The organism is Chthoniobacterales bacterium, from assembly GCA_018883245.1.
Classification (GTDB): domain Bacteria; phylum Verrucomicrobiota; class Verrucomicrobiia; order Chthoniobacterales; family JACTMZ01; genus JACTMZ01.
Window position 1 is genome coordinate 1 of sequence record VEQL01000061.1, and the last position, 10,138, is coordinate 10,138.

Here is a 10,138-nt window from a genome sequence, read left to right on the forward strand (position 1 = left end):
GCGAACCCTATCCGCCGAGGCTTGCTGCGCCGGCCCCCGTCCCGACGTTGTTTTCAGATCCCCGCTCCAACCCTCAACCCTCAACCCTCAACCCTCAACTAGCAATGCAACTCGAGTTGCAGCAGCTCACCAAACGCTACGGCGGCCACAGCGTGATCGACGGCATCACGGCAACGCTCGACTTTCCGCACGTGCTCGCGCTGCTCGGGCCCTCGGGAGGCGGCAAATCGACTCTTCTTCGCCTCATCGGGGGGCTCGAGTCTCCGGAGGCAGGATCGGTTTCCGTCGATGGCGCACGCGTCCCGGAAGACGAGAAATCGCTGCGCCATTACCGCAGCCGCATCGGCACGGTCTTCCAGTCGTGGAATCTTTTCCCCCACCTGGATGCCCTGGCCAATGTCATGCTCCCTCTCACTGCCGTGCACGCTCTCACCCCGGACAAAGCCCGCACGCGATCTTTGCAACTTTTCGAGCGACTCCACCTCGAGGACCACGCGGGCAAACGCCCCGCGGAATTATCCGGAGGACAACGCCAACGCGTGGCCATTGCCCGCGCCGTGGCGATCCGACCGAAGCTTCTCCTCTTCGACGAGCCTACGTCCGCGCTGGATCCCGAGATGACCGCCGAAGTGTTGGAAGTCATCGCCGACCTCAAGTCCGAGGGGCGGACGTTCATCCTCGTGACCCACGCAATGAATTTCGCCCGCACCGTGGCCGATCGTGTGGCTTTTCTCGCCAATGGCCAAATCGCCGAACAGAACTCGGCCGAAGAATTTTTCGCCGCGCCGCAAACAGCAGTCGCCCGCCGCTTCCTCGACCGCGTCTTGAAGTTTTAAGCCGTCGCCTCGACAGCGTTGCGAACGCTGGCCAGCGCGTAGTCGCGGTTCATCTTGGCAATGAACGCGGCCGGGACACCCGCCGGACACACGGCTTCGCACTCGTAGTAGTTCGAGCAGTTGCCGAAACCTTCCTCGTCCATGCGGGCCACCATGGTGCGCACGCGGCGATTCGATTCCGGCTTGCCCTGGGGCAGCAAACCGAGATGACCGACTTTCCCCGCGACAAAGAGCATCGCCGACCCGTTGGGACAGGCCGCCGCGCAGGCGCCGCATCCGATGCAGGCCGCCGCGTCCATCGCATAGTCGGCCACCGTCTTGGGAATCGGCGTGTCGTTGGCATCCTGCGCGTTGCCGCATCGTTCGCTTATGAAGCCGCCGCTCGCCATGATGCGATCGAATGCCGAGCGATTGACCACGAGATCTTTGACCACGGGAAATGCGCCGACGCGGAAAGGCTCGATGTAGATCGTGTCCCCGTCGTTGAATTTCCGCATGTAGAGCTGGCACGTCGTTCCGCGGCCCTTGCCGTGCGGGATTCCATTGATCGTGAGGCTGCACATGCCGCAGATGCCTTCACGACAATCGTGGTCGAACGCCACAGGCTCCGCGCCTTTCTCCGTCAGACCTTCGTTGACGATGTCGAGCATCTCCAAAAACGAGGCCTCGGCGGGAATGTCCTTGGCTTCGACGTCCTCGAAGGCCCCGCGAGTGCTGCCTTCCTCCTGCCGCCAGATCTTGAGGTGAAAGTTCATTAGAAAGTTGAGAGATGAAAGTTGAAGGTTGAAGGACTAGGAGCGCAAGTGCTTACGCAGACCGCTGAACATGCGGATAAGTTCGTCGGATTCGGCATAGAGCTTCTGAAAGTCCTGCTCAGCGATAAACTCCTGCTTGCGAGCAATAAACCCTTGGCTAACAAGCTCGTAGAGAGAGCCGACGGCAAGCTCGACGAAACGCGCAAAATCCTGGCGCGAGGACCGGGAGCTTCCCTCGGCAATGTTGGAAGAGACAGAGATTGCCGCACGCCGCATTTGGCTGCTGAGCCCGAACCTCTCATCCGGTGGGAATTTTGCGGTGATGTCGTAGATAAATGCCGCGAGATCTTGCGCCCGTTGCCAGACGTCGAGCTTCTCAAAGTTGAATCCTCTTTTTTGTTCCTCTGACATCTCTCAACTCTCATCGCTCAACCCTCCACTACTTATAGCTTCTGGTAGCGAGCTTGACCGTCTCGTAGTGCAGCGGCTCTTTGATCAACTCGGGTTTGTTGCCCTCGCCGGTGTATTTCCAAGCCGACACGTAGAAGTAGTCATCATCGTTCCGCAGAGCTTCGCCTTCCGGCGTCTGGTATTCGACGCGGAAATGCCCGCCGCACGATTCGTTGCGGTTGAGCGCGTCCTCGCACATGAGTTGCCCGAAATCGATGAAGTCGGCGACACGCCCGGCTTTTTCGAGCGATTGGTTCAATTCGTCATTGTCCCCGAGGACACGCACATCGCTCCAAAATTCCTCCCGGATCTGGTCGAACCTCTTGATCGCACGCTCGAGGCCCTCCTTGCTCCGCGCCATGCCGCACTCGTCCCAGAGCAGCTTCCCGATCTCGCGGTGAAAACTGTCCACCGTCCGCTTGCCCTTGATCGAGAGCAAACGCTTGATGCGGTCGCGAACATCATCTTCGGCCTTTTTGAATTCGGGACGGTTCACATCCGGGCGCGTGCCGCGGACCGGCGCGAGGTAGTTGCCGATCGTGTAAGGCAGGACGAAATAGCCGTCTGCCAAACCCTGCATGAGCGCGCTGGCGCCGAGACGGTTGGCCCCGTGGTCGGAAAAGTTGGCTTCGCCGATGACGAACAAGCCCGGGATATTGCTCTGCAGCTCGTAGTCCACCCAAAGCCCGCCCATCGTGTAATGCACCGCGGGGTAAATACGCATCGGCGTCTTGTAGGCGTTTTCCCCCGTGATGTTTTCATACATCTCGAAGAGATTGCCGTAGCGCTCGCGGACCGTGTTTTCTCCGAGGCGTTTGATCGCGTCGGCAAAATCCATGTAAACACCGAGACCGCCGGGCCCCACCCCGCGCCCCTCGTCGCACACCTCCTTGGCCGAACGCGAAGAAATATCGCGAGGCGCGAGGTTGCCGTAGCTCGGGTATTTGCGCTCGAGGAAATAATCGCGGTCGTCCTCGGGAATGTCCGAAGGCTTTTTACCGCAGTCCTCCTTGCGCTTGGGCACCCAGACGCGGCCGTCGTTGCGCAGCGATTCGCTCATCAGCGTGAGCTTCGACTGGTAATCGCCGCTCACCGGGATGCACGTGGGGTGGATCTGGGTGAAGCAAGGATTGGCGAAAAGCGCTCCCCGGCGGTAAGCGCGGTAAGTGGCGGTTACGTTGCATCCCATCGCGTTGGTCGAGAGATAGAAAGCGTTGCCATAGCCGCCGGTGGCGAGGATCACCGCATCCGCGGAGTGAGCTTCGATTTCGCCGGTCACCATGTCGCGGACAATCACACCTTTGGCATGCCCATCCACCAAAACGAGATCAAGCATCTCGTGCCGCGGATACATTTTCACCGATCCTGCCGAAATCTGGTGGCTCAGCTCCGAATAGACCCCGAGCAGCAACTGCTGTCCTGTTTGACCACGGGCGTAAAAAGTCCGCGAGACCTGCGCCCCGCCGAACGAGCGGTTGGCCAGCATCCCGCCGTATTCGCGCGCGAAAGGCACGCCCTGCGCAACACATTGGTCGATGATGCGGCTGCTGACTTCGGCCAAACGGTAGACGTTCGCCTCACGTGACCGGAAATCGCCCCCTTTGATCGTGTCCATGAACAGGCGACCAACACTGTCGCCGTCGTTCTGGTAATTCTTCGCCGCGTTGATACCGCCCTGCGCCGCGATGCTGTGCGCGCGACGGGGGCTGTCTTGATAGCAGAAGCATTTCACGTTGTAGCCCTGCTCGCCGAAGACCGCAGCAGCACTGCCGCCGGCCAGACCCGATCCAACAACGATCAACTCGTAGCGCCGCTTGTTCGCCGGGCTCACCAACTTGCTCGATGCCTTGAAGTTCGTCCATTTGTCGGCCAGCGGACCGGATGGAATTTTGGGATCGAGGGTGATTGTGCTCATGAATCGAGGGCCTTCGCGGTGAGTTCCGGCGCGACACGGGATTCGTCCGGCAGCACTTTCAGGTAGCCGGTCACCGAGGCGACGGGGATCGACGCAAAACCCGCCATCAGCAGCCATGCCGCGGCCAGCGCCGAGCATTTGATCAAACCGGCCGATTTGCGCCCGTTGAGCCCGAACGTCTGGAAAAGACTGGATATCCCGTGGCTCAGGTGCATGCCCAAAAGAACGATACTCAGAAAGTAAAATCCGGACACCCAGGGGTTGTGGAAGCTCTTGATGATCATGGCCGCGACATCATGGCGGCCTTCCGCGTCATAAAGGTGCGAATACGGGCTCATCCCCGCGGCGAACTGCAGCACATGGAAAATCAGGAAGCTCAGGACCACCAATCCGCTCAGAGCCATGGTCCGCACAAAGATCGTGCTCTGCACATGGGCCTTGACCGCGTAGCGCTGGGGACGGGCGCGCCTGTTCTCGATCACGAGCGAAAGAGTGGTGAAAATGTGGACAAGAAAAACCAGGAGCAAGCCCCCGCGCGCGGACCACAAGAAAGCCTGGCTGGCATGCAGAGCCTGCGCGTAAATGTTGATCCCCTCGCCGTGCGGCCCGATGTAAATGCTCAGATTTCCGGCCAGATGCGCCACAACAAAAAGCACCAGCAAGGCGCCCGACATACCCACGATCCATTTTTTCCCGATGGATGACTTCGCAAAAATCAAAAGAGGGTTGGGCTGGCGGACACCACTCGCGACGGGAGCAACAGACATTGCCGTGCAGACTATTAGATTCTCTGATAGTTGCAATCCCTAAGAAAAGGACCCCGACCGCTTGCTTCCCCGTGCCGCCTGGAATAAGCGGTAAATTGATGAAAGCCATTCCTCTTCTGGCCACCCTTGCGCTGCTTGCCTTGCTGCCCGTCCCCGCCCACGCGCGCGGTGGCGGTGGCGGATTCCGCGGCGGAATGGGCGAAGGTGGTTTTCGCGAAGACGCCGTGGACGAAAACGCCTTCCGCGACGAAGAACCGCGCGTGGACAACAACGCTCTTGAGAACGCGAACATCGACCGCGTAGACGACGACAACTTTCGCGTTGCCGATCCCGCGGGTTCGGCCGATGTCAACATCCGCCCGGAGGGCGACGACACGGCGAACGTGAACGTGCGCACCGCCGACGGCAAAGACTATGACACCACCGTCTCGGGCCCCGGGGGCTACCGCGCCGGATACATTTGGCAGAACGGCGACTACGTCGCGGTAAATTGCGATCCGTGGGTCGCCTACGCCGCACCGTTCGGGGCTTGGGCCGGCTGGAACATCATCACCCAACCCGACTACGTCCAATACCCGGTTTACGCCAGCTACCCCGTCGAGACCGCCGTTGAAGTCGCCCTGCAGAAGCTCGGGCTCTACAGCGGCCCGATCGACGGCAACGCTGCCTCCTGTGCCAGCGCCATCGAGCAATACCAGGCGCAGAACAACTTGCCTGTCACCGGCAACATCACGCCGGGACTTCTCACCGCATTGGGCATCCAGGCGTCATTCGAATAGCGCGCACTGCGCCGAACGGGCTCGCTTGCATGGCTCGCGCGTGCTAAATCCACCGTCCTATGAGCCAGAAGGACGACCGGCGTTTTTGGCGAAACGAATGGCCGCTTTTTGTCGTCTGGCCTTCGGCTGCTCTCTGGCTCATCTACGGCGACGCGTGGGTGGGCCATCACCAGTCCCTCGCACCCTCTCTGTTCTCCCTTTTGTGGATCGCCGCCGCCATTCTCTGCGCCGCCTTCGCCGTGGTGCGCCACGCGGATGCTCTGGCCGAAAGGTTCGGCGAACCCTACGGCACCATGATCCTCACCATCGCGGTGATCAGCCTCGAAGTCCTCATGATCAGCGCACTCATGCTGCACAGCGACCAGCCCACGCTCGCGCGCGACACGATGTATTCCGTCGTCATGATCGTCCTCACGGCGCTGGTAGGCTTCTGCCTCGTGGCGGGCGGCCTCAAGTTCCACGAGCAGTCGTTCAATCTTCAGGGAGCCAACTCCTACCTTGCCATGATCCTGCCGCTCGCCGTGATCGGCCTTGTTCTCCCGATTTTCACGAAATCCGGAATTCGCGGAGGATATTCCGCCACGCATGCCGCCGGGCTCGTCGTTCTTTCGCTCGCGATCTACGGCGTCTTCCTCCTGGTGCAGACAAACCGGCATCGGGATTTCTTCCGCGATCCTGAAGGCGACGCGAACGACGGTCACGTTGGGCGTCCGTCCCCGCTTTCCAACGCGGCCCACACTGCCCTTTTGTTCGCCTACATTGCGCCTGTCGTGCTGCTCGCGAAAAAGCTCGCGGTCGTCCTGCATTACGCCAGCAACGACCTCGGGCTCCCGGAAGGATTCAGCGGCTTTATCGTCGCCAGCCTTCTCCTTGCCCCCGAGGGTCTGGCCGCCATCGAAGCGGCGCTTCAAAACCGCATGCAACGCTCGATCAATCTCCTGCTCGGATCGGTGCTCGCAACCATCGGCCTCACGATTCCCGCGGCCCTGGCCATCGGCCTGATCACCGGAAAGACCGTGATCCTCGGCTTGGACAACGCCGAAGTGGTCCTTCTCCTCATCGTCCAAGCCGTCTGCATACTCACGTTCGGGCAAGGCCGCACAAACATGCTTCACGGCGCCATCCACCTGCTGCTCTTCGGGGTCTATATCTTCCTCATTTTCGACACCGGGACCTGAACCTTTGCCGGTGTCGTCGCGAGAAAATACACCGGCTTCGTGCCGGCAAAAAAAATCACGCGGATTTCAATCCTGCCTTGATGAAAACGTCGAGCCCAGGCTTGCGGATTTTTGCCGCATTCTCCGGCGTCAGTGCGGCACGCTTTTCCCCGTGTTCCCGCGGGAAAAAGATTGTCATCGATTTCAGTTTTTAGGTGCGCAGCCGCGAGCGGGCCAGCAACAAGCCTCTTGCATTTACACTGCGTTGCGGCATTCTTTCACGCCTCATTGACCCTATCGTCCAGTGGCCTAGGACACCGCCCTTTCACGGCGGTAACACGGGTTCGAATCCCGTTAGGGTCGCTCTTTCAACTCCGTGAAAGAGCGATTGTAATGCGGGTCTACATCAAAGTTTGGGGGTCTACATCAAAGTTTGGGGACTGAATGGGGGTAGGATGTTGGTGTTGATGGTGTTGGTGTGGGTTGTTGGGTAGCCGCAAAGAAACGATGAAAACATCGGGAGAAGATCTCTCCATGCCGGGGCTTTAGCTGGCTGTTTCACGCCCACTTGGTGCATAGGACTTCTTTTTGGATGTGGGCTGTTAGGATGTAATGCGGTTGTGCACTTGTGATCGTCATCTTCTACACCCTTTCGGGTATTGTTTTTTTTAAAAATGGGCTTGCTGAACCCGATCAGGTATAGAAACATTGATTTGTAAAGTTTTATACCCTTAAGGGTATTCAATGAAAGACCCACTGATTCATTTTCTGAAAACCAAGCGGAAAGCTGCCGACATGACCCAGCACGATCTGGCCGATCGGGCCGGTGTCGGCCTGCGCTTTATCCGCGACCTCGAACAAGGCAAGCAGACCCTTCGCCTCGACAAGGTCAACCAAGTTCTGGCGCTGTTCGGCCATCGAATGGGGCCCTTGCCTTTCCGACCGGAGTTCGACGATGAGAAAAGCTGAAGTTCTGCTTCATGGCCGTGCCGTGGGCATCCTCGAGGAACTCGAGCGGGGATATCGATTCAACTACCGCGCGGATTATTTGGAGAATCCGAAAGCCGAGCCCGTGAGCCTGTCCCTGCCACTGCGGCGCGAGCCCTTTGAGGACAAGCGGTTGTTTCCATTTTTTGACGGGCTGATTCCGGAGGGATGGCTGCTGCAGATCGCCGAGGCGACATGGAAGATCGATCCCCGTGACCGTATGGGACTCTTGCTGGCCTGCTGCCGGGATTGCATCGGTGCCGCTGGAGTGGTGCCGATCAACGCGGAGACCGGCGATGAATAAGCCGCGATGCCGGATTTGCCTGGGCGACCTGAGCGCGCGGGAGAAGGACTACCATGCCGACTGCTGCCGGGAACTTTTCGACGCAGCACGGCCACCGCAAATTTCTTACACATGGGAGGAGTTGAACTCGCTGGCCGAGCAAATCGTCCGCAGTCACATCGCGGTTCCGGGCGTTCAGCCCAAGCTCTTGCTGCATCTCGAGCATGGCAACGCGCGGGACGGTGGACGTTTCACGCTTGTGGGGCTCGAGGATGGATACATCTTGAAGCCGCCGGTGGAGAGATTCCCGGAGATGCCCGAGTTGGAGCATCTCACCATGCGGATGGCGGCATGTTGCGGAATAGCAACGGCATCTTGCGGGTTGATATCCCTGCACAATGGACCGCCCGCGTTGATTGTTCGCCGCATGGACAGGGACAGAGAGCGTAAGCTGGCGATGGAGGACATGTGCCAACTCACCGACCGGCTTACCGAGGAGAAATATCGCGGCTCCTTGGAATCCGCCGGCAAGGTGATTCTCCGGCACTGCAACAATTCCGGGCTGGATGCCGTCCGTTTTTTCGAAGTGAACCTCTTCTGCTTCCTGACCGGCAACTCGGACATGCATCTGAAAAATTTTTCCCTGCTGCGCGCATCGAATGGCGAAATCAGCCTCTCGCCCGCCTACGATTTGCTCCCGACGGTTCTGTTGCTGCCGGAGGACGAAGAAGAATCCGCCCTCACAATCAACGGCCGTAAGAAGAAACTTCGCAGAGGTGATTTTCTCGCCCTCGGCCAAACCTTACGTATGACAGATCGCCAGATCTCGAACGTCTTTCAACGATTTGAGAAAAGTCTGGATGCGTGCACGGCACTGATTGATTGCGGATTCTGCTCCGAAGAAACGAAAGAACGCTACCGTCATCTTGTCAGCCGGCGCTGGCAGCAGCTCGGAGCTTCTTGAGCGCTACTAACCCAACCCCAAATCATCCCAGCGCAAACCACCAAAATAATCGACCGATGAAATATGCGGGCTAACCCAACCCCCGCGGGTGGAAGCCGCGGGACCGTGAGGGGCGCCCCTCTTTTTTGCCTTGGGGCCCGTGGACAGAGAAAATCATCGTTCGGAACGAGGTCGGCCGAGTTCCAAAGGAGATCGACGGAGCAAAAAGCTCGGTCGACCGAGTTCCGAGCTCCATCGATCTCGTAAAAAGCTTCATCGACCGAGTTCGGAGCTCCATCGATCTCGTTCCGAGCTTCATTGATCTCCTTCCGAAGGAGGCGGGCGGAGTTCTGAACGACTCGCGCCGAGCTCGGAGCTTGATCGACCGAGCAAAAAGCTTCGTCGATCTCGTTCCGAGCTTGATCGACCGAGTTCCGAACTCCGTCGATCTGGTAAAAAGCTCGGTCGATCGAGTTCCAAAGGACATCGACCGAGTTCGGAAGGAGGTTGATCTAGAGCCGAACAAAGTCGGCTGAGCATCAATTTGCCTACGCCTTCTTGCGGGTGCAGCATTTTTTGGCGGGGGGGTGCGGGGGCTCGATCACTTTCACAGTCTGCATCAGATGCGCTATGCTTTGGTCATACGGCCGCCGATCACGCGCCGGTTTTTCGCGCGCTATTTTACCTTGTCTATTTCGCCCGTCAGTTTTTCGATTTCCGCATCGGCATCGCGGAGTTGATCGAGAGAGAGTTGGTCTTGTGCCCAACCGGTTATTTTGGCTATGCCCCGCGTGTAATCAGGGACGCTGTTCATGTAGATTGATCCCCAGATGTATGCCCTCGTAGCATTTTTCGGCACGCCATCGCCGTAGTAATACTTGGAAGCCAATTCGATCATGGCTCCGCAGTCACCACTGCGAGCGGCCTGCTCTAATTCCGACAGGTCAGCAGCGTTGGCGACAAGCGTAAGGGCCAGCAACAAGACTAAGAACCTATCCCAAAACCTCGCGGGGTGGCGCAGGGTCATGGCGGGACGGATGGCAAGGCGCGAGCAGGGAGCGATGCCTCTGCGCATCGTGACTGGCGAAGCAACGCCGCCAGACGCCCCGCCATGGCCCTGCCCGAGAGGGTTGCGGCGCTTTTCTTCCGTGGCTGCGTCGCGGCGCTCGGGACTGTATCGCAGAGGATACAGCCACATCGCTTGCTCCTTGCCACAAACGAAAATTATCCGCAACGCCACCACGCCAGGTTTTGGGATAGGTTCTA

Annotated in this window: 11 protein-coding genes and 1 tRNA gene; 7 read left to right on the top strand and 5 right to left on the bottom strand. The window is 59.0% G+C overall.

The window, feature by feature from the left end; all coding sequences use genetic code 11:
* Positions 1-104: 104 nt before the first annotated feature.
* Positions 105-836: an amino acid ABC transporter ATP-binding protein gene (locus tag FGM15_12955; GenBank protein MBU3666767.1), complete on the top strand. Its 732-nt coding sequence runs from the start codon at positions 105-107 to the stop codon at positions 834-836.
* Here the strand turns inward: FGM15_12955 and FGM15_12960 are convergent.
* Genes FGM15_12960 through FGM15_12975 form a run of 4 tightly spaced genes read right to left on the bottom strand, consistent with a single transcriptional unit; the run spans position 833 to position 4,723 of the window.
* Positions 833-1,591 carry a succinate dehydrogenase/fumarate reductase iron-sulfur subunit gene (locus FGM15_12960; protein MBU3666768.1) on the bottom strand — a complete coding sequence of 253 codons (759 nt, stop codon included), beginning with the start codon at positions 1,589-1,591 and terminating at the stop codon, positions 833-835. The two genes, FGM15_12955 and FGM15_12960, sit on opposite strands and share 4 nt — an antisense overlap.
* Before the next feature lie 36 nt (positions 1,592-1,627).
* The gene (locus tag FGM15_12965; GenBank protein ID MBU3666769.1) at positions 1,628-2,002 is read right to left on the bottom strand and encodes a four helix bundle protein; all 375 of its coding nucleotides are present in this window, start codon (positions 2,000-2,002) and stop codon (positions 1,628-1,630) included.
* A gap of 28 nt (positions 2,003-2,030) precedes the next feature.
* Positions 2,031-3,956 carry a fumarate reductase/succinate dehydrogenase flavoprotein subunit gene (locus FGM15_12970; protein MBU3666770.1) on the bottom strand — a complete coding sequence of 642 codons (1,926 nt, stop codon included), beginning with the start codon at positions 3,954-3,956 and terminating at the stop codon, positions 2,031-2,033.
* Entirely contained in the window at positions 3,953-4,723 is a 771-nt protein-coding gene (locus FGM15_12975) for a succinate dehydrogenase cytochrome b subunit (GenBank protein MBU3666771.1), read from the bottom strand. The genes FGM15_12970 and FGM15_12975 overlap by 4 nt, the downstream gene beginning before the upstream one ends.
* Here FGM15_12975 and FGM15_12980 point away from each other — a divergent pair.
* From FGM15_12980 to FGM15_13005, 6 genes are all read left to right on the top strand, one after another.
* On the top strand, positions 4,657-5,502 hold the full coding sequence (locus FGM15_12980; protein ID MBU3666772.1) for a hypothetical protein: 846 nt from the start codon (positions 4,657-4,659) through the stop codon (positions 5,500-5,502). The two genes, FGM15_12975 and FGM15_12980, sit on opposite strands and share 67 nt — an antisense overlap.
* Positions 5,503-5,561: 59 nt before the next feature.
* On the top strand, positions 5,562-6,680 hold the full coding sequence (locus FGM15_12985; GenBank protein ID MBU3666773.1) for a calcium:proton antiporter: 1,119 nt from the start codon (positions 5,562-5,564) through the stop codon (positions 6,678-6,680).
* 269 nt (positions 6,681-6,949) lie between these two features.
* Positions 6,950-7,022, top strand: a tRNA-Glu gene (locus FGM15_12990).
* A 381-nt stretch (positions 7,023-7,403) separates the two neighbouring features.
* Positions 7,404-7,628, top strand: a complete 225-nt coding sequence (locus FGM15_12995) for a helix-turn-helix transcriptional regulator (protein ID MBU3666774.1) — start codon at positions 7,404-7,406, stop codon at positions 7,626-7,628.
* Positions 7,615-7,950, top strand: a complete 336-nt coding sequence (locus FGM15_13000) for a phosphatidylinositol kinase (protein MBU3666775.1) — start codon at positions 7,615-7,617, stop codon at positions 7,948-7,950. Before FGM15_12995 ends, FGM15_13000 begins: the two co-directional genes overlap by 14 nt.
* Positions 7,943-8,893 carry a HipA domain-containing protein gene (locus FGM15_13005; protein ID MBU3666776.1) on the top strand — a complete coding sequence of 317 codons (951 nt, stop codon included), beginning with the start codon at positions 7,943-7,945 and terminating at the stop codon, positions 8,891-8,893. Before FGM15_13000 ends, FGM15_13005 begins: the two co-directional genes overlap by 8 nt.
* Positions 8,894-9,548: 655 nt before the next feature.
* Here the strand turns inward: FGM15_13005 and FGM15_13010 are convergent.
* A complete protein-coding gene (locus tag FGM15_13010; protein ID MBU3666777.1) occupies positions 9,549-10,070 on the bottom strand; it encodes an SEL1-like repeat protein in 522 nt (173 codons plus the stop codon).
* Positions 10,071-10,138: the final 68 nt, after the last annotated feature.

Excerpts from the sequence above, each read along its gene's own strand:
- FGM15_12955 (MBU3666767.1), top strand. The coding sequence starts at position 105 with ATGCAACTCGAGTTGCAGCAGCTCACCAAACGCTACGGCGGCCACAGC.
- FGM15_12960 (MBU3666768.1), bottom strand. The coding sequence starts at position 1,591 with ATGAACTTTCACCTCAAGATCTGGCGGCAGGAGGAAGGCAGCACTCGC.
- FGM15_12965 (MBU3666769.1), bottom strand. The coding sequence starts at position 2,002 with ATGTCAGAGGAACAAAAAAGAGGATTCAACTTTGAGAAGCTCGACGTC.
- FGM15_12970 (MBU3666770.1), bottom strand. The coding sequence starts at position 3,956 with ATGAGCACAATCACCCTCGATCCCAAAATTCCATCCGGTCCGCTGGCC.
- FGM15_12980 (MBU3666772.1), top strand. The coding sequence starts at position 4,657 with ATGACTTCGCAAAAATCAAAAGAGGGTTGGGCTGGCGGACACCACTCG.
- FGM15_12975 (MBU3666771.1), bottom strand. The coding sequence starts at position 4,723 with ATGTCTGTTGCTCCCGTCGCGAGTGGTGTCCGCCAGCCCAACCCTCTT.
- FGM15_12985 (MBU3666773.1), top strand. The coding sequence starts at position 5,562 with ATGAGCCAGAAGGACGACCGGCGTTTTTGGCGAAACGAATGGCCGCTT.
- FGM15_12995 (MBU3666774.1), top strand. The coding sequence starts at position 7,404 with ATGAAAGACCCACTGATTCATTTTCTGAAAACCAAGCGGAAAGCTGCC.
- FGM15_13000 (MBU3666775.1), top strand. The coding sequence starts at position 7,615 with ATGAGAAAAGCTGAAGTTCTGCTTCATGGCCGTGCCGTGGGCATCCTC.
- FGM15_13005 (MBU3666776.1), top strand. The coding sequence starts at position 7,943 with ATGAATAAGCCGCGATGCCGGATTTGCCTGGGCGACCTGAGCGCGCGG.
- FGM15_13010 (MBU3666777.1), bottom strand. The coding sequence starts at position 10,070 with ATGTGGCTGTATCCTCTGCGATACAGTCCCGAGCGCCGCGACGCAGCC.